Below are 21,069 nucleotides of genomic sequence, written 5' to 3' on the forward strand. Positions count from 1 at the left end.
TCAGGCCACCGCCATCGACACAGCCTGCGGAATGACGACCTTGGTGCTCACGTCGATACTGGGCGCCGCGGCACGCGCCGGCACGGCGGCCCGCTCCTGATCCGCCAGCTCTTCACCGGCGTCGGACAGCACCCGCGACAGCGGCACCTCCAGCGCTCCGCAGATCGCGCCGAGCAGCTCGCTCGACGCCTCTTTGCGGCCACGTTCCACCTCGGAGAGATATCCGAGACTGACGCGGGCTGAGTCGGAGACCTCGCGCAGCGTCCGGCCCTGCGAGATCCGGGCACGGCGCAGGACGTCGCCGATCACCTCGCGCAACAATGCGGACATCGTGCCTCCTTTGTCGGCTGGGGTTGCTATGTGGACAACGCCTCCGACCGCCCGGTGGTTCCCGCCGGAGGCGAATATTCGCGTCCGATCTCCGGTCATCTGCCGATCGGTCGCGCCCGGGAATCCCGCAGCGCCGAGATGACGTAATCCACCCCGGTCAACACCGTCAGCAGGACGGCGGCGGCCATGATCACCCACGCCACCGATACCCAGGGCCCCGGCCAATCCCACAGCGGCAGGACGAACAACCCGATCGCCACCGCCTGTACGAGGGTCTTGATCTTGCCGCCCCGGCTGGCGGGGATCACCCCGTGACGCAGCACCACGAAGCGCAACACTGTGATTCCGAGCTCACGAACCAGGATCACCGCGGTCACCCACCACGGCAGATCGCCGAGCAGCGACAGCCCCACGAGCGCCGAGCCGATCAGCGCCTTGTCGGCGATCGGATCGGCCAGCTTCCCGAATTCGGTCACCATCCCGTAGCTGCGGGCCAGTGCGCCGTCGAACCGATCGGTGATCACCGCGACCGCAAAGACCACGAATGCCACGACGCGCCAATAGGTTTCGTGGCCGTCGCCGACGAAGAGGGCGGCCAGGAAGACGGGCACGAGAAGGAAACGCACACCGGTGAGGACGTTGGCCAGATTGGCCACTCGGGCGCGCGGCACCACCGGATCAGTAGGAGACGGGCCCGACACCGACACAGAATATCGGTTGTCCCTCCGGATACCCTCGCAGCGTGAGCTCAGCGCAAGCCCGGCCGTCCGACGCGGTGTCGGTGCGTCGCGCCCGCACGTCGGACGTGCCCGGGATCAAGGCGCTCGTCGACATCTACGCGGGCCGGATCCTGCTCGAGAAGAACCTCGTCACGCTGTATGAAGCGGTGCAGGAGTTCTGGGTGGCCGAATACGACGGCGAGCTGATCGGCTGCGGCGCACTGCACGTGTTGTGGGCCGACCTCGGCGAGGTCCGCACCGTCGCGGTCCACCCGAAGGTCAAAGGCCGCGGTGTCGGCCATCTGCTGGTCGACCGGTTACTGGGGGTGGCCCGCGAACTGCGACTGCAGCGCATCTTCGTGCTGACGTTCGAGACCGAGTTCTTCGCCCGCCACGGCTTCGCCGAGATCGACGGGACACCGGTCACCGCCGAGGTGTACGAGGAGATGTGCCGGTCCTACGACACCGGCGTGGCCGAATTCCTCGACCTGTCCTACGTCAAACCCAACATCCTGGGCAACACCCGCATGCTGTTGACGCTGTAGGCGATTCACCACTGTAGGAGTAGCAGTTCGACACTCACCCCGGGGCCCAGGCCGATGATCAGACCGGTCGAGCCCGGCGGCGGTGCGGCGTCGAGGGTCTGCTGCAGAATGTGCAGCACCGACGCCGAGGAGAGGTTGCCGACCTCGGCGAGGGACCGCCGGCTCGATTCGACGGCGCGGTCGGGCAATCCCAGAGCGGCCTGCACGGCATCGAGCACTCTGGGTCCACCCGGATGGCAGACCCATCGGGCGACATGGTGGATGTCCAGCCCGTGATCGTTCAGGAACGACGTGACCGTCGCCCCCAGTCGCCGCTCGACCACATCGGCCAGCTCGGCCGTGAGCACGATGCGAAACCCGTCCGCGCCCAGCCGCCAGCCCAGGGTGTCCCCGGTGGCCGGGTACACTTCGCTGCGCGTGGCGACCACCCGCACCCCGTCGCCGGCCTGTTCACCTGCGGCCACCACCGCGACCGCTCCGTCGCCGAACAGACCCGTCACCACCAGGTCGGCGGTGGTGAGCTGGAAGGTCGGCCAGCTCAACGAGCACAGTTCGACCGCCAACAGCGCGGCATGGCGCCCGGGCCAGGCCAACAAATAGTCGTTGAGCCTGGCCAGCCCGGCCGCGCCGGCCACACAACCGAGACCGAAGATGGGCAACCGCGTGATGTCGGGGCGCAGACCCAGCCGTGGGATCAGCCGGGCGTCCAGTGACGGCACCGCCACCCCCGTCACCGACGTGACGATCAGCAGGTCCAGTTCGCCCGCCGTCAGCCCGGCCGCTTCGAGGGCCCGGCGCAGGGCGTGTTCGCCGAGGTCGACGGCCTCCTCGACGTAGCGGTCGTTGGCCCGGTCGACGGTACGTAGGGCGGAGTACTCCGCCAGCGGCGCCACGGTATGGCGGTGATCGACCCCCGCCTTGGCGTGCAACCGCTCCAGCAGCGTCCGCTGGTCTGGGTCCAGGCCGCTGAGTTCGGCCACCTCGGCGGTCAGCCGGTCCTGGGGGTGACGGTGAACCGGAAACGCCGAACGCACCGCCATGATCCGGCTGCCCTCAGCTCTGCGCATAGCCCACCACGATCAGGAGTACGACGTCGACGGCCGCGATACCGAAGGCGGCGGCGAACGGAACCCGGCCGCGGCCCCGGGCGGCCACCACCGCCAGCAGCACCGCGACGCCCATCCCGGCCACCGCCACCCCGTGGAAGCCGGAGGCCACCACCAGCACCGCGGACGCGGCCGACAGGAGCAGCACCGCGACCGCCCGCACGGCCCGCTCTCCCCAGCGGGCGAACACCTGCTGAGGCAGCCCGTCGACGCCGGCGGCCCGGTCGGCCGCCACGTCGGGCAGCACGTTGGTGAAGTGACCGCCGAGCCCGACCAGGGCCGCCGCGGCGGTCGCGTACCAGGTCGGCAACGGGTGGCCGGGCAGGGTGCTCGCCGCGTACGCCGGGATCGGCCCGAAGCCCAGGACGTACATCAGGCCGGAACCGGCGTTGGCTTTGAGACCGAGGTTGTACGCCCACGCGGCGCCGACGATCACGGCCAGCAGGATGGCGGTGGGCACCCCGATCGCCAGGGCCATGCCCAGCCCGGCGAACAGCGCCGTGACAGCGGCGACCCATACCGTGCGCACGCTGATCAGGCCGGCAACGACCGGTTTGTCGGTCCGCCCGGCGGCGGCGTCGCGGGTGGCGTCGATGGCGTCGTTGGACCAGCCGACCGACAGCTGTCCGGCCAGCATCGCCGGTCCGGTGAGTAGCGGACCGATTCCGACCGGGGCCGCCTGGGCCGCCAGCAGCGTCGCCAGCGCGGTGATCGTCAGCGACGGACCGACATGACCGGCGACCAGCAGGGCGCGGATGCGGCTGCCGACGCGTGGTGCCGTGCGGGTGTGGGCCGTGATCGTCGGGCTCCCTCAGGTCGGCGAGACGGGTGTTGACATGGTAGTAAATTTTGGGTGTCCCAAGGTCGTGATGCGTGAGGCTCGGACTGCGCGCCGCCAACGCGGTCGAATGGCTCGCGCTGCGGGCCGGTGTCGTCCCCACCGCCGCGGCCGAGGCGTGGGGTGGAATGGCGTTGTCGGCGGTGGTCGTCACGGCCGTGCGGACGGGCGTGACGGCCCACCTGGCACGCCGACCCTCGACGGCCGACGAAGTCGCCGCCGCGCTCGGCCTCGATCCGGTTCCGACCCGGCTACTGCTCGACTGCCTGCGCTCCGGCCGGCACGTCACGGTTCGCTCCGGCCGGTACCGGCTCAGCCGCGCATCGCGGCGGTGGCTGGACCCCGCCTCCCCGCTGTCGGTCGCCCAGTACGTGGCGGGCACCGTGGACTACTGGCCGTGGTGGTCGCAGCTGGACGAGGTGACCCGAACCGGCCGGCCGGCCGGCCACCACGACGCGCCGCCCGGTGACCCGTACTGGCGGCGCTACATCGGCGGTCAGCTCGACCTGGCCCGCCTCAGCGCCGGCGAGGTGGCCCGAAAACTGCGGCTGCCCCGCCAGACGCGCAGCGTCCTGGACGTCGGCGGCGGCCATGGGTGGTATTCGGCCCAGTTGTGCCGGCGCCACCCCCGGCTGACGGCGACCGTGCTCGACCTACCGGGCAGCGCGGCTATCGACCGGGAGATCGTCGCGGGCGCCGGGTTGTCCCATCGGGTGATCCACCGGGACGGTGACGCGACGACCGCCGACCTGGGCACCGGATACGACGCGGTGCTGTGCTTCAACCTGCTGCATCACCTGACCGCCGCGCAGACCGTCGACCTGTTCGCCAGGATCCACGACGCGCTCCGCCCGGGCGGCGTGCTGGCCGTGATGGATGCCTTCGCCGAGCCGAGCCGGCGAACGTCGGCGGCGGCCAACGTGCTCAGCCTGTTCGTCTACCTCAGCTCCGGCGCGCAGGTCCACCCGCCAGAGCAGCTTCACGCCTGGTTGGCCGAGGCCGGATTCGGCACGCCGCGGCGCACCAGGATCCTGCGGATACCGGGTCAGGCCATGTACGTCGCCACCAGGACCTAGGTCGGCCTAGAACTCGTCGCCGGCGTCGGCGCCGCCGGCGTCGCTGCCCCCGCGGATCAGCGCCAGCGTGCCGGCCAGTTCGTCGGGCTTGACCAGCACCTCGCGGGCCTTGGACCCCTCGGACGGTCCGACGATTCCGCGGGTCTCCATCAGGTCCATCAGGCGGCCGGCCTTGGCGAAGCCGACCCGCAGCTTGCGCTGCAGCATCGACGTCGACCCGAATTGGCTCGACACCACCAGTTCGACCGCCTGGAGGAACACGTCCATATCGTCACCGATGTCGGGGTCGACGTCTTTGCGCTCGCCGGCCTTCACCGCGGTCACACCCTCGACGAACTCGGGCTCGGCCTGGTCCTTGGTCGCCGAGACGACGGCCTGGATCTCCTCGTCGGTGATGAACGCACCCTGCAGCCGGATCGGCTTACCCGCACCCATCGGCAGGAACAGTCCGTCGCCCATACCGATGAGCTTCTCGGCCCCAGGCTGGTCGAGGATGACCCGGCTGTCGGTCAGCGACGAGGTCGCGAACGCCAGCCGCGACGGCACGTTGGTCTTGATCAGACCGGTCACCACGTCGACGGAGGGCCGCTGCGTGGCGAGCACCAGGTGGATGCCCGCGGCGCGGGCTTTCTGCGTGATGCGCACGATGGCGTCCTCGACGTCGCGCGGCGCGGTCATCATCAGGTCGGCGAGCTCGTCGACGATCGCCAGGATGTAGGGATAGGGCTTGTAGACGCGCTCGCTGCCCAACGGCGTGCTGATCTCCCCCGAACGCACCTTCTCGTTGAACACGTCGATGTGACGCACGCGCGAGGCCTGCATGTCCTGGTAACGCTGCTCCATCTCCTCGACCAGCCAGGCCAGCGCGGCGGCCGCCTTCTTGGGTTCGGTGATGATCGGTGTGATCAGGTGCGGAATGCCCTCGTACGGCGTGAGCTCCACCATCTTCGGGTCGATCAGGATCATCCTGACCTCTTCCGGGGTGGCGCGGGCGAGCAGCGAGACCAGCATGGAGTTGACGAAGCTCGACTTGCCCGAACCGGTCGAGCCGGCCACCAGCAGATGCGGCATCTTGGCCAGATTGGCCGAGATCATCTCGCCCTCGATGTCCTTGCCGAGCCCGATCACCAGCGGATGGTGATCGCGACGCGTCTTGGGGTCGGTCAGCACGTCGGCCAGCCGGACCATCTCGCGGTCGGTGTTGGGCACCTCGATGCCGACGGCGGACTTGCCCGGGATCGGCGCGAGCATGCGCACACTCTCGGTGGCCACGGCGTAGGCGATGTTGCGTTGCAGCGCGGTGATCTTCTCGACTTTCACACCGGGACCCAGCTCAACCTCGTAGCGGGTGACCGTCGGGCCGCGAGTGCAGCCGGTGACGGCGGCGTCGACCTTGAACTGGGTGAGCACCTCCGAGATCGCGTCCATCATGCGATCGTTGGCCGAGCTGCGCAGCTTGGGCGGGTCGCCGGCGATGAGGAGGTCCAGCGGCGGCAGCACATAGTTGCCGTCGACCACCCGGTCCAGCGAGAGCGTGTCCGACTGCGGCTCGGGCTTCGCCGGTGCGGCCGGCTTCTTGCGGCGCGGCTTGTCCTCCGCGACGGGCACCGGCTCGGGGATGGTGGGCGCGTCGCCGGCGTCCTGGGGATCCAGCGGGTAGTTGTCCATCGGGGAACCCGACGGCCACATGTCCTGGTGCCGCGCGGCGGACGGGTCGTCGTAGTAGCCGTCGGCAAAGTCGTCGGCCGGCGCCGGCGCAGAACCGGTCGGTTCCCCGGCGGACTCCTCGTCCGCGTAGTAGTCGTCGTCGTACTCGCCGTCGTAGTCACCGTCGTAGTCGTCGTCGCCGTCGCGGTAGCCGCGCGCGGTGAACATCGTCCGGACGGTTTCGGGTACCTCGCGAATCGTCGTGCCGGTGAGCAGGAGCACGCCGAAAAGCACGCCGATGAACAACAGCGGTGCCGCGATCCACGCGGTCAACCCGTCGGCGAGCGGACCGCCGATGGCGAACCCGACGAATCCGGCGGCGTGCTGGCGCTCCGCCGGCGGTTGCGGCGAGCCCGACCACAGGTGGAACAGCCCGAGGGCGGGCAGGGTGACCATGGCCGCGCCCAGGATCACCCGTGGACGCGACTCCGGATCGGGTTCGCTGCGCATGAGCGCCACCGCGATCCCGGCGAGAGCGATGGGCAGCAGCACGACGGCGCCACCCACCAGGGTGCGCAGCACCGAGTCGATCCACCCGCCGACCGGCCGGGCGGCGTCGAACCACGAACTCGCGGCGATCACCACGGCGACACCCAGCAGGGCCAGGGCGATTCCGTCCCGTTGGTGGCCCGGTTCGATCTCCCGGGCGCGGCCGACCGAACGGGCCGTCGAACCGGCGCCCTTGGCGACCATCAGCCAGCCCGCGCGGGCCCCCCGCCCGACGGCGGCTCCCGCCGTGGCGACCGGCGACGGACCGCCGCGGCGGGCAGCGGGTTTGCGCCGCGGGGCCGCCCCCTTGGAGGGGCGCGCCGGCCGCTTGGCCGCTCCGGCCGGACGCTGGGCCCCGGACCGCGTCCGCGTTCCGGCCTTTGAGCTGCCAGAACGGGCTCCGGAGCGGGTGACGGTCTTACCTGCCATACCGTCCAGCCTAGTCGCACCAACCTCATAATCACCATCTGCCACACGGGTAACAGATTGGTTGCGGATGGGTCTCGCGGCGGCCCACCTGAGTAGGGTGGACACCTGTCTGGTTCGCGGTGCACCGCGGTCGCCGACAGCCCTTGCACTCGATGAGGAGGCCCTCCCCCATGCCCGTCACCGTCGTCGCCACCCTGAGCGTCAAGCCCGAGTCGCTCGACACCGCCCGCGACATCCTCACCAGGACGATCGCCGAGGTACACGGCGAGCCCGGCTGCGATCTGTACTCGTTGCACGAGGTCGACGGCGGAACGTTCATCTTCGTCGAGCAGTGGGCCGACGGTGACGCCCTGGCCACCCATGGCGGTGCGCCGGCCGTCACCCAGATGTTCGCCGATCTCGGCGACCACCTCGCGGGCGCCCCGGACATCAAGGTGGCCTCGCCCGTGGTCGCGGGCGATCCCGCCAAGGGTCAGCTGCGGCCGTGACCGCGGGGGGCGCCCTGGACGGCAAGGTCGCCTTCATCACCGGCGCGGCGCGCGGTCAGGGTCGCGCGCATGCGGTCCGGCTGGCGAGCCGGGGCGCGGACATCATCGCGGTCGACCTGTGTGACCAGATCGCGTCGGTCCCCTATCCCCTGGCGACGCCCGACGATCTGGCCGCGACGGTCAAGCTGGTCGAGGACACCGGTGCGCGCATCGTCGCGGCGGTCACCGACGTCCGGGACCGTGCTGCGGTGAAGAGTGCGCTCAAGGCGGGTGTGGACGAACTCGGTGGCCGGCTCGACATCGTGGTCGCCAACGCCGGTATCGCACCGATGGCTGCGGAGGACGCCTGGCAGGACGTCATCGACGTCAACCTGACCGGCGTCTACCACACCATCGACGTGGCGATGAAGCCGATGATCAAGTTCGGCAACGGTGGCTCGATCGTGCTGACCAGCTCGGTGGCCGGCCTGGTCGGCTTGGGCGCACCCCTGGCGGGTTCGGTGGGCTACACCGCCGCCAAACACGGCATCGTCGGCCTCATGCGCGCGTACGCCAACTTCCTTGCGCCCTACAGCATCCGGGTCAACTCCGTGCACCCCGCCGGGGTCAACACCCCGATGATCGACAACGAGTTCACCCGCAGCTGGCTCGACGGCCTGGCGCAGGAATCCCAGGGTGGCCCGGACATGGGGAACGCGCTGCCGGTGCAGGCCCTCGAACCCGAGGACATCGCGGCGGCGGTCGAGTTCCTGGTCTCCGACACCGGCCGATACATCACCGGAGTCGCGCTGCCGGTCGACGCCGGATACGTCAACAAACGCTGACGCGACATGACCGACGACCAACCCGCCGCAGCCACCGCCGTCGGGCCGATGGTGCTGGCCGCGGTCGAACAGCACCTCGCGCCGGGACGTCGCCTGGTGACCGATGCGCTGGCGGCGTCCTTTCTCCCGAGAGGCCCCCGCGCGGTGGTCGCCGCGACCCGGGTGCGCGTCGTGCGCCGGGCCCTGGTCGCCACCATGGAACGGGCCGCGCCGGGATTGTGGGCGAATCTGGTGTGCCGCAAACGGTTCATCGACGAGGTGCTCGAGGCGGCGCTGCCGGACATCGACGCGGTCGTCGTGCTCGGCGCCGGCCTGGACACACGCGCGTGCCGCTTCGCCGACCACACCGACATCGGGTTCTACGAGGTCGATCTGCCGGTGAACATCCGGCGCAAGCGCACGGTGATCGAGCGCGCACTGAGCGCCGTCCCGGCCAACGTGCATCTGGTCGACGTCGACTTCGAACGCGACGATCTGACCGGGACCCTCGCCGGGCGCGGGTGCTCCGCGGACAGCCGGACGCTGTTCATCTGGGAGGGCGTCACCCAGTACCTCACCGCCGACGCGGTGGACGCGACGTTCGCTCACCTCGCACGCGCCGCACCGGGCAGCCGCCTGGTCTTCACGTATGTGCGTCGGGAATTCATCGAGGGCACCGACCTCTACGGCGCTGGCTCGCTGCACCGTCGCTTTCGACAGCGCCGGCAGATCTGGAAGTACGGCATCGGTCCCGATGACGTGGCGCCGCTGCTGGCATGTCACGGTTGGCGCCTGGTCGAGCAGGCGGGACCCGAGTACTACCAGGGGCATTACCTCTCACCCGCGGGACGTCGGCTCGGCGCCTCGGAGGTGGAATGGACGGCGCACGCCGAGAAGACCGCCGACCCACCCTTGCGCTGACGCGTTACAACAGAGACCCTTGGTGTCATGAAGCCGTTCATCGTCGCCGCGCTGGCGTTCGCCGCGATCGTGGGGTGCCCGGCCGTCGCCGCCGCCCAGCCCGCCGGGTGGGACGTCAACGCCTACATCGCCTGTACGGACCAGGTGATCACCCCCTTCGTCGGCGGCGAATTCACCCCGAAGGGCCGGATGGACGATGCGGCGCTGCAGAACGCCTACCGCACCTGCTGCGACGTCGCGCGCGGCGCGTACATCCCCCAGCCCGAGGGGTCGGGATTCACGTGCGTCGCGCCGGCCGCCGACCCGGCGTGACGTCGCTCAGATCTCGATGACCGTGGGCACGATCATCGGCTGGCGGCGATAGGTCTCGCCGACCCACTTGCCGACCGTGCGCCGGACCGCCTGCGCGATGCGGGCCGGATCGCTGACCGCATCCGCGGCGAGCACCTCGAGTTCGGCCTCCACCTTGCGCGCCGCCGGTTCGAGCGCCTTGGGATCCTCGGAGAATCCGCGGGAGAACAGGTGCGCCGGCCCGGCGGGACGGCCGGTGCCGCGGTGGACGACGACGGTGACCGCGACGAAACCCGACGACAGGATCAGCCGCTCGCCGAGCGTCGTCTCGCCCACGTCTCCGGTGACGAGACCGTCGACGAACATCTTGCCGACCGTGACCGCACCGGCGATGCTCGCCTTTCCGGCCACGAGGTCGACACTCACCCCGTTCTCCGCCAACACGATCGACGCCGGGTCGACCCCGGTGCTGGCGGCCAGCGCCGCATTGGCGCGCAGATGCCGCCATGTGCCGTGCACCGGCATCACGTTGCGCGGGCGGACGCCGTTGTAGAGGAACAGCAGTTCGCCCGCGTACGCGTGACCTGAAACATGAACGCGTGCATGTGCATTCGTGACCACCCGGGCGCCGATCTTGGCCAGCGCGTCGATCACGCCGTACACCGCCTCCTCGTTTCCGGGGATCAGCGACGACGACAACACGATCAGATCGCCCGCGGTGAGCGTGATGCTGCGGTGTTCGCCGCGCGACATCCGCGACAGCGCCGCCATCGGCTCGCCCTGGGTGCCGGTGGTGATCAGCACGACGCGGTCGGCGGGCATCATCTCGGCGGCGCCGATGTCGAGGATGTCGGAGTCCTCGACCGTGAGATAGCCGAGTTCGCGGGCGATGCCCATGTTGCGCACCATCGACCGGCCCACGAACGAGACCTTCCGGCCGAGTACGACCGCGGCGTCGATGATCTGCTGGACCCGGTCGACGTTGGAGGCGAAGCATGCGACGATCACCCGGCCCTCGGCGCCGCGGATCAGGCGATGCAGCGTCGGGCCGATCTCGCTCTCGGACGGGCCGACGCCGGGCCGGTCGGCGTTGGTGGAGTCGCACAGGAACAGGTCCACCCCGGCGTCGCCGAGACGCGACATACCCGGCAGATCCGTGGGTCTGCCGTCGAGCGGCAGTTGGTCGAGTTTGATGTCACCGGTGTGCAGGACGGTGCCCGCCCCGGTGTGCAGCGCGACGGCCAGACAGCCCGGCACCGAGTGATTGACGGCGAAGTACTCGCATTCGAATACGCCGTGCCTGCTGCTCTGCCCCTCTGCGACCTCGGTGAACACCGGTTTGATGCGGTGCTCACGGCACTTCTCGCGGATCAGGGCCAGGGTGAACTTGGAGCCGACGACGGGGATGTCGGGCCGCAATTTGAGCAGGAACGGGATCGCCCCGATGTGATCCTCGTGGGCGTGGGTGACGACCAGCGCCTCGATGTCGTCGAGGCGGTCCTCGATATGGCGCAGATCGGGCAGGATCAGGTCCACGCCGGGCTCGTCGTGCCCGGGGAACAGGACACCGCAGTCGATGACGAGCAGCCGCCCGAGGTGCTCGAACACCGTCATATTGCGGCCGATCTCGCTGATGCCGCCCAACGCGGTCACCCGCAGACCGCCGACCGCCAGCGGGCCCGGCGGTTCCATCTCCGCGCTCATCGCAGCACGCCGGCGGCACGCATATCGGTCGCGAGTCCGTCCAGCTGCTCGGGGGTGGCGGGCACCTGCGGCAACCGGGGCGGGCCGACCTCGAAGCCCAGCAGTCCGAGGCCCGCCTTGGCCATCGTCACCCCACCCAGCCGGGCCTGCGCGGCGCTCAGCGGGCCCAACGTGACGTTGATCTTGCGGGCGGTGGCGACGTCGCCGGAATGGAAGGCCGAGAGCATCTCGCGCAGCTGGCTGGTGGCGACATGTCCCCACACGCTGATGAAGCCCACCGCCCCCATGGCCAGCCAGGGCAGGTTCAGCGCGTCGTCCCCTGAGTAGTACGCCAACCCGGTCTCGGCGATGATCTGGCCGCCGCCGTGCAGGTCGGCCTTGGCGTCCTTGATCGCGACGATGTTCGGGTGACCGGCCAGCGTGCGGATGGTGTCCCACTCGATGGGCACCACCGAGCGCGGCGGGATGTCATAGAGGATGTTCGGCAGCGCGGTGGCGTCGGCGACGGCGGTGAAGTGGGCGATCAATCCCGCCTGCGGCGGCCGCGAGTAGTACGGCGTGACCACGAGCAGCCCGTGCGCACCCTCAGCCTCGCAGGCCTTGGCCAGGTGCACGCTGTGCGCGGTGTCGTAGGTGCCGGCTCCGGCGATGATGCGGGCCCGATCGCCGACGGCCTCGAGGACGGTGCGCAGCAGGGTCAGCTTCTCGGCGTCGGTGGTGGTCGGCGATTCGCCGGTCGTGCCCGACAGCACCAGTCCGTCACAGCCGGCATCGACAAGGTGGGCAGCGAGGCGTCCTGCGGTTTCGGTGTCGACCGAGCCGTCGGGCTTGAACGGGGTCACCATGGCGGTCAGCATCGTGCCCACTCGGGCCGTCACGTCGAATCCGCTGGCACTCACGCTAGACAAGGTTACCCGTTGGACGTCATGCCTCCGTGGCCAACGGGCTGGTCGCGACCTCGCTGCCGTCCGAGAGGGTGGTGACCTCGAAGTCGGCGAAGACCGCCGGGGCGACCGCAACCAGTTCACGCAGGCAGGCGATCGCCAGCCGCCGGATCTCGACGTCGGCATGTTCGCTGGCGCGTACGGCGATGAAATGCCGCCACGCCCGGTAGTTGCCGGTGACGACGATGCGGGTCTCGGTGGCGTTGGGCAGCACCGATCTGGCCGCCTGACGCGCCTGTTTACGTCGAAGTACCGCGTTGGGTTGATCGGCGAATTTCGCCTCCAGCTCAGCGAGCACCCGGGTGTATGCCGCGTGCGCGGCATCGACCGCGTCGATGAACACCTCGGTGAGTTCGGCATCGTCCTCGATGCCCGGCGGGACGACGACGCGCGCCTCGGTGTCGGGGACATACCGCTGGGAGAGCTGCGAATACGACAGGTGCCGGTGCCGGATCAGTTCGTGGGTGCAGGACCGGGAGATGCCGGTGATATAGAAGGTCACCGACGCGTGTTCGAGCACCGAGAAGTGTCCGACGTCGATGATGTGACGTAGGTAGGAGTCGTTGGTCGCCGTCCGCGGATTCGGTTTCGACCAACTCTGATAGCACGCCCGCCCGGCGAACTCGACCAGCGCCGGCCCGCCGCCGGCGTCGGTCTGCCAGGGCACGTCGGGCGGGGCGGTGAATTCGGTCTTGGCGATCAGCTGCACGCGCAGCGGCGCGATCTCGGCCACCGCGTCACCCTAAGCTGCGCGACGGGTGCCCTGCCACCTGCGGGGTTAGTGTGGGCCATGCCCGAACCGGTGGCTGCGCGCCTGCTCGATGTCGTGGAGAACGACATTCTTCCGCTCACCGAGCGCGGGGTGCTCGCCGGCAACAAGGTGTTCGGTGCGGCGCTGTTGCGCAAGTCCGATCTGAGCCTGGTGATCGCCGGGACGAACGACGAACTGAACAACCCACTGCGGCACGGGGAGATCAACACCCTCAACCTGTTCTACGAACTCACCGAACGCCCGGCGACCAGCGAGCTGCTGTTCCTGTCGACCCACGAACCGTGCACGATGTGCATGTCCGCGATCACCTGGGCAGGCTTCGACAACGTCTATTACCTGTTCAGCCACGAGGATTCGCGCGACAGTTTTGCGATCCCGCACGATCTGCGCATCCTCGCCGAGGTCTTCGGGTTGCCGCCCGGCGGATATCAGCGCAGCAACGCCTTCTGGACGGCGTACTCGATTGTCGATCTGCTGGATTCCGGGCCGGAGGCGTCGCGCGCCGAACTCCGCGAGCAGGACCGCCGGATCCGCGCCCGCTACCGCGCGTTGAGCACCACGTATCAGGAGTCCAAGGACGGCAACGACATTCCGTTGAGCTGACGGTCGAGCGCGGCCACCAGGTCACCCCGGTCACCGACCGTCACGTCGGTCAGACCGAGCCAGGTGGCCATGCTGCGCAGCTCGACGGCCAGCGCCTCGCTCACCCGCGACGGCTCCGCACCGGGCTCGGCGAACGCGCCCACCACGTGCAAGGCATCGCCGACCCGGTCGGCTTTGAGGTCGACGCGGCCGACCAGCCTGCCGTCGAGCAGGAACGGCCACACGTAGTACCCGAATCGGCGTTTGGCCGCGGGGGTGTAGATCTCGATGCGGTAGTGGAAGTTCCACAGCCGTTCGACCCGCGGACGGAAGAAGATCAGCGGGTCGAACGGGCACAGAAGTGCGGTTCCGCGGTCGAGGCGCGGCACCAGCTGTCCGGCGCGCAAATAGGCGGGCGCCGCCCATCCGTCGACCTCCACGGGTTCGAGTTCGCCCTCGGCCACCAGATCGGCGAGGGCGGGTTTGACCTGTCTGGCCGCCAGCCGGAAGTAATCGCGGATGTCGGCCTCGGTGGCGACCCCGAGCGCTCCGGCCGCCCGCCGGCAGAGCTCGCGCACCGCGTCGGCCTCGTCGACCTGCCGCGCGACCACCTCGGTGGGCAGCACTCGCTCGGTGAGGTCATAGTGCCGCGCGAAGCCGACCCGGGTGGCGGTGGTCAGCACGCCCGCGGCGAACAGCGCCTCGGTCACCCACTTGGTGTCGCTGCGATCCCACATCTCCTTCTTGGCGGGGCCCGCGGCCCTGCGGCGGCCGCCGCCGAGGTACTCCTCGATCTGCCCGGCGGTGGCAGGCCCGAGTTCGGTGACCGCCGCGACCACGTTCTCGACCAACTGCGGGTTGTTCTTGACGATGTGCACGCCCCACCGACCGTGGGTGTACTCGCGCATCCGCCAGCGCAGCAGCGGCCAGTCGTCGACGGCCATCAATGCGGCTTCATGGGCCCAGTATTCGACGAGCAGTCGGGGTGAGCGCGCGGTATGTGCCCAGGCAGCCCGGTCCAGCACGTCCCGGTCGTAGGGACCGAGGCGGCTGAACACCGGCGCATAGTGCGCCCGCACCGCCACCGACACGGAGTCGAGCTGAAGGATCTGGATGCGGTCGACCAGGCGGCGCAGATGGGCGCGGGTCACCGGTCCCCGGGGGCGGGGCTCGACGAAGCCCTGCGCGGCGACGGCGACCCGGCGGGCCTGCGCGCCGGTGAGCCTCATGCCCGGCGGTAGCTGTGGTAGCGGTAGCGCAGCCCGGAACTGCTGATCGCCCACTCCCCGGTGGTGCCGATCCACGCCTGCCCGAGTACCGGGGCCATCGCGTCCGCGTCTCGGCGTTTCAGGTCCACCTCGACCTCGGTGACCTCACAGCGAGTGGCTCTGGGCAGCGCCAGGGTGTAGACCCGCTCGCCGCCGATCACCCACGTGTCCTCGTCACCGAACGCGTCCTCGATGGTGGTCACCACCTCTGCCCCGTCAGCCATGTAGTCAGCCTGCCGGGTGAGTACGACATTCTTCCGGCCCGGCAGCGGGCGGACCCGTGCGGGCAGCGATTGCCAGGTCAGCCGGCCCATGACCACCCGGTGGCCCATGGTGAGCTCCTTGAACCGCGCCTGGTCCTCGGGCAGCCGCCAGGGGATGCCGCCGTCGCGGCCGATCACTCCGGAGCTGGACTGCGCCCAGATGAGCCCGATGTCGGTCATGGTCATGATTCGGACCTGCAAGCAGTCCTCATACAGCGACAGGCGCCTTGATCGCCGGATGCGGGTCGTAGTTGCGCACCACGACATCCTCATACGTGTAGTCGAACAGCGAATCACGCGGCGCGAGAACAAGTTCCGGATAGGGACGCGGGTCGCGGCGCAACTGCTCGGTGACCTGCTCGACGTGGTTGTCGTAGATGTGGCAGTCGCCGCCGGTCCAGACGAACTCGCCGACGTCCAGACCGGCCTGCGCGGCCATCATGTGGGTCAGCAGCGCGTAGCTCGCGATGTTGAACGGCACGCCGAGGAACAAATCGGCGCTGCGCTGATAGAGCTGGCAGCTCAACCGTCCATCGGCGACGTAGAACTGGAAGAACGCGTGGCAGGGCGGCAGCGCCATCTGCGGGATCTCGCCGACGTTCCAGGCCGACACGATGTTGCGCCGACTGTCGGGGTCGCGGCGGAGCAGTTCCAGCGCTGCGCTGATCTGGTCGATGTGCGCACCGGACGGCGTCGGCCAGGACCGCCACTGAACCCCGTAGACGGGGCCGAGATCGCCGGAGTCGTTCGCCCATTCGTCCCAGATCGTGACGCCGTGCTCCTGCAGCCACCGCACGTTCGAATCGCCGCGCAGGAACCACAGCAGTTCGTAGATCACCGACTTGAGGTGCACCTTCTTCGTGGTGATCAGCGGGAAACCCGCGCCCAGGTCGTAGCGCAGCTGATGACCGAACAGGCTGCGAGTGCCGGTGCCGGTGCGATCCGATTTCGGGGTGCCGCGCTCGAGCACCACCCGCAGCAGATCCTCGTACGGCGTGGGAATCGGCACGTCGGTCAGCCTACTGCCCGCACCGGCGGGTAGAACGGTAGCCATGCCGAGCATCAGCGCCACCGTCACCACCCCGGATGGCTCCTGCCCCGTCACCTTGCACACCCCCAACGGAAGCGGACCCTGGTCGGGCGTGGTGATGTACCCCGATGCCGGCGGGGTGCGGCCCACCTTCCACGAGATGGCCGACCGGTTGGCGGCGTTCGGGCATGCGGTGCTGCTGCCCGACGTCTACTACCGCAGCGGCCAGTGGGAGCCGTTCGACATGGGCACGGTGTTCAGCGACCAGGCCGAGCGCAAACGGTTGTTCGGATTGATCGGCTCGGTCACGCCGGAGCGGATGGAAGCCGACGCGACCGCATTCTTCGACTTCCTCGGGAGCCGCCCCGAGGTTCGCGGTGACCGGTTCGGCGTATGCGGCTACTGCATGGGCGGACGAACCTCGCTGATCGTGGCGGGCCGGGTCCCCGGGCGGGTCGCCGCGGCAGGGTCCTTCCACGGCGGCGGCCTGGTGACCGACGACGAGACCAGCCCGCACCTGCTGGCCGACCGGATGACCGCGACGGTCTACGTCGCGGGCGCCGAGAACGACGCGTCCTTCACCACCGAGCAGGCCCAGACGCTCGACAAGGCGCTGACGGCCGCGGGTGTGCAGCACACTGTCGAGATCTATCCCGCCGAGCACGGATTCGCGGTGCCCGACAATGCGCCCTACGACGAGGAGTCCGCGCAGCGGCACTGGATCGCCCTGCAGGAGCTGTTCGAGACGTCGCTGCCGAGCTAGGTGCCGCCGCGACGGCGGTTGGCGCGGAACGTCTGAGCGGCGCCGATGAGGCCGCGCACAGCGTAGACCGCGGTGAGGATGCACAGGAGCACCAGCACGACGAACGTCATCAGCCAGTGCGGTCGGCTGTGTTTGACGTTCCACCAGATGAAGGTGAAGAGCAGCGCACAGACGAACACCACGATGTCGCGCCAATTGCCCCGGTAGGAGAAGGCGACGTCGCGCAGGGCGCGGCTCTTCTCGGTCGCGTCGATCAGGTCGCTGATGCGCAGGTCGACGCTCTCCTGCAGCCTCCGTTTGAGGTCGGCCTGCTCGTCGGTCATCCGCTCGATCAGGTCCATGTCCTTGGCGATCGCGCCCCGGATATCAGGTCCCTTCAGGCCGCCCGCGGCCAGGCCGAGCAAAGCTCCGCCGGCCAGCGGCGCGGCCCCGAGCGCGATCTCCGCGATACCCGGCATCGTTGGGGTCCTTTCTGGTGACGGCCCTCGGCATACCGCCGCGGAGCGGCCCGAGCGTCGGTGTGCGGCGGTTCCCGAAAAGGTACCGCCGGTCGGTGGCGGTCGACCGGTGCGGGGCTACTGCGCCAGAAATCCGCCGTCGACGGGCAACACCGCTCCAGTGACGAAAGACGCCTCGTCGCAGGCCAGGAAGGCGATGGCGTTGGCGACCTCGATCGGGTCACCGAGGCGGCCCATCGGGTGCATACGCTCAATGTCGGCGAGGTACTCGGCGCCGCCCCGCTCGCTTTTCGGCCGCGACATCGGCGAATCGGCGTCCGTGGCGGTGCGGCCCGGGGCTACCCCATCAGTCGGGCAGCCACGGTGGCGCCCAGATTCCAGCAGGCCTCGAGATCGGCTTTGGCCGGCTTGCCCGAGACGACGACGGTCTCGGCGGCGCGTTCCCAGCCGAGCCCCGCGGTGATGCCGTCCAGCGCGCGCACAGCTCCTTCGGTCCCCTCGTTGCCGTGCAGGTAGACACCGAATGGTCGGCCGCGAGTGGCATCGAGCAACTGGTAGTAGGACTGGTCGAATGCGTGCTTGAGCGCACCGCTCATGTAGCCCAGGTTCACCGGTGTGCCGAGCAGATAGCCGTCGGCGTCGAGCATGTCGACCGCCGACACAGTGAGCGCCGGACGACGGATCACCTCCACACCCTCGATCTCCGGATCGGTGGCGCCGCGGAGCGCTGCCTCGAACATCTCCTGCGTATGCGGCGAGGGCGTGTGGTGGACGATCAGCAGGGTGCTCATGCCTGTTCCTGCATCTCGACGGCCCTGCGCATCGCGGTGCGCGCCCGGGCGCGGTCACCGGCGTAGTCATACGCACGCGCCAGCCGGTACCAGCGCACCCAGTTCTCCGGGTCCGCCTGGAGTTCGGCGCGCACGGTCTGGAACAGCGCGTCGGCGGCATCGCGTTCGATGCGCCCCGACGGACGGCGCGGCAGATCGCTGACGTCGAGTTCCTGATGCTGCTCCCGGGCCAGTCGCGCCAGCCGTTGATGGGCGAACCCGGCGCGCAGCGTGCTGACCATCACCCAGATACCGATCACCGGTAGGGCCAGCAGCGCAACGCCCAGGCCGATCGCGGTCGGCGTGCCGGAGGTGATGAACGCCAGCGCCGTCCGGCCGAGGAGCACGAAGTACACCACCAGTGCCGCGCACATCAGCGCGATCAGCAGCTGGAGGCGCAGCGCACGCCGGTCGTCGGTCATGTGAGGTCGAGCAGCGGCTCGAGACCCACGGTGAGACCGGGCCGCTGTCCGATCTGGCGCACTGCGAGCAGCACGCCGGGAACGAAGGACGTGCGGTCGATGCTGTCGTGCCGGATGGTCAGCGTCTCCCCCTGGGTGCCGAACAGCACCTCCTGGTGGGCGACCAGACCGGCCAGCCGTACCGAGTGCACGGGCACGCCGTCGACATCGGCACCGCGCGCTCCGTCGAGACCGGTGCTGGTCGCATCGGGGTTGGGCGGCATACCTTTTCGCGCCTCGGCGATGAGCTTCGCCGTGCGGGCCGCGGTGCCCGACGGTGCATCGGCCTTGTGCGGATGGTGCAACTCGATCACTTCGACCGATTCGAAGAACCGCGCGGCCTGCTGCGCGAAATGCATGGACAGCACGGCGCCGATCGCGAAGTTCGGCGCGATCAGCACCGCCGATTCCGGCTTGTCGGCCAGCCAGGACCGGACCTGCTCCAGTCTTTCGTCGGTGAACCCGGTGGTGCCGACGACGGCGTGAATGCCGTTGTCGATGAGGAACTTCAGGTTGTCCATCACCACCGCGGGGTGGGTGAAGTCGATGATCACGTCGGTCCGGCTGTCGACGAGCGCGCTCAACGGATCGTCGGCGTCCACCCCGACGGTGTAGGTGAGGTCGTCGGCGGCCTCGACCGCCTGCACCATCGTCGCCCCGACCTTGCCTTTCGCGCCCAGCACGCCTACTCGCATGCGCCCACCCTAGTCGGCGGAATTCCTGCCACGAGCGTGCGGGTTTGCACACGACACGCCGCGGTTCGGTGTGCAGTTTGCGCACGCTCGCGGCGCATCGCGTGCACTCGAAAACAGTTGCCGGCGGCGGGCTTTCGCCGCGCACACGTGTCGGTGGGTCGTACTAGTGTTCGACATATGGATCGGGAAGACCTACAGGCGACGCTCGAGCGGCTCGACGCCGCCCGCGCCGAGCTCGCGGCCTTCCCTCTCGAGATGCTCACCACCACCGAACGCCTCGCCATCGTCGAATACGCCGAGCGCGGACTGCGCCGAGACCTCGCGTTCAGCCACCAAGCCACAGCCGCGTTCGCCGACGGGGTCGACCCTCTGATGTTCGGGGAGAAGACGCTGCGCATGGTCGTCGCGACCCGGCTGCGCATCGAACCCAAAGACGCCGGCCGCCGACTCAAAGACGCCGAGCAACTCGCGCCGCGCCGCTCGATGACCGGCGAACCGCTGCCCCCGCAGATGCCCGAAACCGCGGCCGCCCTCGCGCGGGGGCCCATCGGCGCCCCGCACGTCGAAGCAATCCAGAAAGGGCTCAAGAGGCTGCCCCGCTGGGTCGACGCCGACACCCGCGATCTGGCCGAACACACCCTCGCCGAGCAGGCCGTCGGCCTGGACCCTGAACAACTGCGTAAAGCCGTCGACGTACTGATCGCCCTCGTCGACCCGGACGGCGCCGAACCCGACCAAGCGCTCCAGCAGCGGCTGCGCCGGTTTCGCAAAGGAAGACAACGCCCTGACGGCATGACCAACATCAGCGGCTACGTCGACCCCGAACTCGCCGCCCTCATCGACGTCGTCCACGCCAAACACGGCCAACCCGGCCACAATCTGCCACCGGATATGGCCGGGATGCCTGACACCCGCACCGAAGGCCAACGCCACCACGACGCCATCAAGACCGGCTTGCGCGAACTCGTCGCCTCCGGGGCACTCGGCCAGATCAACGGCCTGCCCGCCACCATCGTCGCCACCACCACCGTCACCGAACTCGAACGAGCGGCCGGCTACGCCCACACCGCGGGCGGCACCCGCCTCCCGGTACGCGACCTCATCCGGATGGCCGGACAAGCCCACCACTACCTGGCGGTGTTCGACGACCACCACCGGGAAGTCCTCTACCTGGGTCGGGCGAAACGCTGCGCGTCGACCGCACAACGGCTCGCCCTGTTCGCCCGCGACATCGGCTGCACCCGACCCGGCTGCCCCAAACCGGCGTTTCAGAGCGAGGTCCACCACGACGACGACTACGCCCGCGGCGGACTCACGAACACCAACGTGATGCGGCTGGCCTGCAAGAGCGACAACCTGCTCATCGAAGAGACCGAATGGACCACTATCCGCCGCAACGGCCGCACGGAATGGGTACCACCCCCGGCGCTCGACACCGGCCAGACCCGGGTCAACAACTACTTCCACCCCGAGCGCTACATCCACGACGCGCGCGAAGAAGCGAGCGACGGGGACGACGACGACCCCGAATAGCGGGATCTCAGAAGTGCTGCCCGG

General features: G+C 69.4%; 25 protein-coding genes. 9 read left to right on the forward strand and 16 right to left on the reverse strand.

Annotated elements, in window-relative coordinates:
• Positions 1-330: a transcriptional regulator ClgR gene (clgR, locus tag ACN27E_RS08165; RefSeq protein ID WP_422748096.1), complete on the reverse strand. Its 330-nt coding sequence runs from the start codon at positions 328-330 to the stop codon at positions 1-3.
• A 95-nt stretch (positions 331-425) separates the two neighbouring features.
• Positions 426-1,004, reverse strand: a complete 579-nt coding sequence (pgsA, locus tag ACN27E_RS08170) for a CDP-diacylglycerol--glycerol-3-phosphate 3-phosphatidyltransferase (protein ID WP_422749708.1) — start codon at positions 1,002-1,004, stop codon at positions 426-428.
• A 68-nt stretch (positions 1,005-1,072) separates the two neighbouring features.
• On the opposite strand from pgsA, the gene ACN27E_RS08175 reads away from it, so the two are divergent.
• Positions 1,073-1,594: an amino-acid N-acetyltransferase gene (locus tag ACN27E_RS08175; RefSeq protein ID WP_422748098.1), complete on the forward strand. Its 522-nt coding sequence runs from the start codon at positions 1,073-1,075 to the stop codon at positions 1,592-1,594.
• A gap of 5 nt (positions 1,595-1,599) precedes the next feature.
• Here the strand turns inward: ACN27E_RS08175 and ACN27E_RS08180 are convergent, their stop codons facing one another.
• A complete protein-coding gene (locus ACN27E_RS08180; RefSeq protein WP_422748099.1) occupies positions 1,600-2,661 on the reverse strand; it encodes a type III polyketide synthase in 1,062 nt (353 codons plus the stop codon).
• Positions 2,648-3,499, reverse strand: a complete 852-nt coding sequence (locus tag ACN27E_RS08185; RefSeq protein ID WP_422749709.1) for a UbiA family prenyltransferase — start codon at positions 3,497-3,499, stop codon at positions 2,648-2,650. The genes ACN27E_RS08180 and ACN27E_RS08185 overlap by 14 nt, the downstream gene beginning before the upstream one ends.
• Before the next feature lie 74 nt (positions 3,500-3,573).
• Between ACN27E_RS08185 and ACN27E_RS08190 the strand changes: the two genes are divergently transcribed.
• A complete protein-coding gene (locus ACN27E_RS08190) occupies positions 3,574-4,614 on the forward strand; it encodes a methyltransferase (RefSeq protein ID WP_422748100.1) in 1,041 nt (346 codons plus the stop codon).
• A 6-nt stretch (positions 4,615-4,620) separates the two neighbouring features.
• Here the strand turns inward: ACN27E_RS08190 and ACN27E_RS08195 are convergent, their stop codons facing one another.
• Positions 4,621-7,239, reverse strand: coding sequence for a DNA translocase FtsK 4TM domain-containing protein (locus ACN27E_RS08195; protein ID WP_422748102.1), 2,619 nt, complete (start codon positions 7,237-7,239; stop codon positions 4,621-4,623).
• A 170-nt stretch (positions 7,240-7,409) separates the two neighbouring features.
• On the opposite strand from ACN27E_RS08195, the gene ACN27E_RS08200 reads away from it, so the two are divergent.
• The 4 genes from ACN27E_RS08200 to ACN27E_RS08215 are packed head-to-tail and all read left to right on the forward strand — an operon-like array spanning position 7,410 to position 9,763.
• Positions 7,410-7,727, forward strand: a complete 318-nt coding sequence (locus ACN27E_RS08200) for a putative quinol monooxygenase (RefSeq protein ID WP_422748104.1) — start codon at positions 7,410-7,412, stop codon at positions 7,725-7,727.
• The gene (locus ACN27E_RS08205; protein ID WP_422748105.1) at positions 7,724-8,551 is read left to right on the forward strand and encodes a mycofactocin-coupled SDR family oxidoreductase; all 828 of its coding nucleotides are present in this window, start codon (positions 7,724-7,726) and stop codon (positions 8,549-8,551) included. The genes ACN27E_RS08200 and ACN27E_RS08205 overlap by 4 nt, the downstream gene beginning before the upstream one ends.
• Before the next feature lie 6 nt (positions 8,552-8,557).
• Complete coding sequence (locus ACN27E_RS08210) at positions 8,558-9,451, forward strand: SAM-dependent methyltransferase (protein WP_422748107.1); 894 nt, start codon at positions 8,558-8,560, stop codon at positions 9,449-9,451.
• 27 nt (positions 9,452-9,478) lie between these two features.
• Positions 9,479-9,763, forward strand: a complete 285-nt coding sequence (locus ACN27E_RS08215) for a hypothetical protein (protein WP_422748108.1) — start codon at positions 9,479-9,481, stop codon at positions 9,761-9,763.
• A gap of 6 nt (positions 9,764-9,769) precedes the next feature.
• Here ACN27E_RS08215 and ACN27E_RS08220 read toward each other — a convergent pair whose 3' ends face one another.
• From ACN27E_RS08220 to thyX, 3 genes are read right to left on the reverse strand one after another with little or no spacing between them, the layout of a single operon-like run.
• Positions 9,770-11,446, reverse strand: coding sequence for a ribonuclease J (locus tag ACN27E_RS08220; protein WP_422748110.1), 1,677 nt, complete (start codon positions 11,444-11,446; stop codon positions 9,770-9,772).
• A complete protein-coding gene (gene dapA, locus ACN27E_RS08225; RefSeq protein ID WP_422748112.1) occupies positions 11,443-12,345 on the reverse strand; it encodes a 4-hydroxy-tetrahydrodipicolinate synthase in 903 nt (300 codons plus the stop codon). The genes ACN27E_RS08220 and dapA overlap by 4 nt, the downstream gene beginning before the upstream one ends.
• 25 nt (positions 12,346-12,370) lie before the next feature.
• A complete protein-coding gene (thyX, locus tag ACN27E_RS08230) occupies positions 12,371-13,123 on the reverse strand; it encodes an FAD-dependent thymidylate synthase (protein WP_422748114.1) in 753 nt (250 codons plus the stop codon).
• A gap of 57 nt (positions 13,124-13,180) precedes the next feature.
• Here thyX and ACN27E_RS08235 point away from each other — a divergent pair, with 57 nt between their 5' ends.
• Entirely contained in the window at positions 13,181-13,765 is a 585-nt protein-coding gene (locus tag ACN27E_RS08235; RefSeq protein ID WP_422748116.1) for a nucleoside deaminase, read from the forward strand.
• Here the strand turns inward: ACN27E_RS08235 and ACN27E_RS08240 are convergent.
• Genes ACN27E_RS08240 through ACN27E_RS08250 form a run of 3 tightly spaced genes read right to left on the reverse strand, consistent with a single transcriptional unit; the run spans position 13,726 to position 16,284 of the window.
• A complete protein-coding gene (locus tag ACN27E_RS08240; protein ID WP_422748118.1) occupies positions 13,726-14,973 on the reverse strand; it encodes a winged helix-turn-helix domain-containing protein in 1,248 nt (415 codons plus the stop codon). The genes ACN27E_RS08235 and ACN27E_RS08240 overlap by 40 nt on opposite strands.
• Positions 14,970-15,455, reverse strand: coding sequence for a dihydrofolate reductase (locus tag ACN27E_RS08245; protein ID WP_422749711.1), 486 nt, complete (start codon positions 15,453-15,455; stop codon positions 14,970-14,972). The genes ACN27E_RS08240 and ACN27E_RS08245 overlap by 4 nt, the downstream gene beginning before the upstream one ends.
• 28 nt (positions 15,456-15,483) lie before the next feature.
• Positions 15,484-16,284: a thymidylate synthase gene (locus tag ACN27E_RS08250; RefSeq protein WP_422748119.1), complete on the reverse strand. Its 801-nt coding sequence runs from the start codon at positions 16,282-16,284 to the stop codon at positions 15,484-15,486.
• 43 nt (positions 16,285-16,327) lie between these two features.
• Here ACN27E_RS08250 and ACN27E_RS08255 point away from each other — a divergent pair, with 43 nt between their 5' ends.
• Positions 16,328-17,068 carry a dienelactone hydrolase family protein gene (locus tag ACN27E_RS08255; RefSeq protein WP_422748121.1) on the forward strand — a complete coding sequence of 247 codons (741 nt, stop codon included), beginning with the start codon at positions 16,328-16,330 and terminating at the stop codon, positions 17,066-17,068.
• Here the strand turns inward: ACN27E_RS08255 and ACN27E_RS08260 are convergent.
• The 5 genes from ACN27E_RS08260 to dapB all read right to left on the reverse strand — a co-directional run bounded on the left by ACN27E_RS08260 (position 17,065) and on the right by dapB (position 19,512).
• Positions 17,065-17,526: a hypothetical protein gene (locus ACN27E_RS08260; protein ID WP_422748123.1), complete on the reverse strand. Its 462-nt coding sequence runs from the start codon at positions 17,524-17,526 to the stop codon at positions 17,065-17,067. The two genes, ACN27E_RS08255 and ACN27E_RS08260, sit on opposite strands and share 4 nt — an antisense overlap.
• Before the next feature lie 117 nt (positions 17,527-17,643).
• The gene (locus ACN27E_RS08265; RefSeq protein WP_422748125.1) at positions 17,644-17,829 is read right to left on the reverse strand and encodes an SDR family oxidoreductase; all 186 of its coding nucleotides are present in this window, start codon (positions 17,827-17,829) and stop codon (positions 17,644-17,646) included.
• 35 nt (positions 17,830-17,864) lie between these two features.
• The gene (locus tag ACN27E_RS08270; protein ID WP_422748127.1) at positions 17,865-18,317 is read right to left on the reverse strand and encodes a flavodoxin family protein; all 453 of its coding nucleotides are present in this window, start codon (positions 18,315-18,317) and stop codon (positions 17,865-17,867) included.
• Positions 18,314-18,778, reverse strand: coding sequence for a hypothetical protein (locus ACN27E_RS08275; RefSeq protein ID WP_422748130.1), 465 nt, complete (start codon positions 18,776-18,778; stop codon positions 18,314-18,316). Before ACN27E_RS08275 ends, ACN27E_RS08270 begins: the two co-directional genes overlap by 4 nt.
• Positions 18,775-19,512, reverse strand: coding sequence for a 4-hydroxy-tetrahydrodipicolinate reductase (gene dapB, locus ACN27E_RS08280; protein ID WP_422748132.1), 738 nt, complete (start codon positions 19,510-19,512; stop codon positions 18,775-18,777). The genes ACN27E_RS08275 and dapB overlap by 4 nt, the downstream gene beginning before the upstream one ends.
• Positions 19,513-19,689: 177 nt before the next feature.
• Here dapB and ACN27E_RS08285 point away from each other — a divergent pair, with 177 nt between their 5' ends.
• Positions 19,690-21,045 (forward strand): DUF222 domain-containing protein, encoded by a 1,356-nt coding sequence (locus ACN27E_RS08285; RefSeq protein WP_422748135.1) that lies wholly within the window; start codon positions 19,690-19,692, stop codon positions 21,043-21,045.
• Positions 21,046-21,069: the final 24 nt, after the last annotated feature.

The organism is Mycobacterium sp. WMMD1722 (genome assembly GCF_049315205.1).
In the GTDB taxonomy this organism is placed as follows: domain Bacteria; phylum Actinomycetota; class Actinomycetes; order Mycobacteriales; family Mycobacteriaceae; genus Mycobacterium.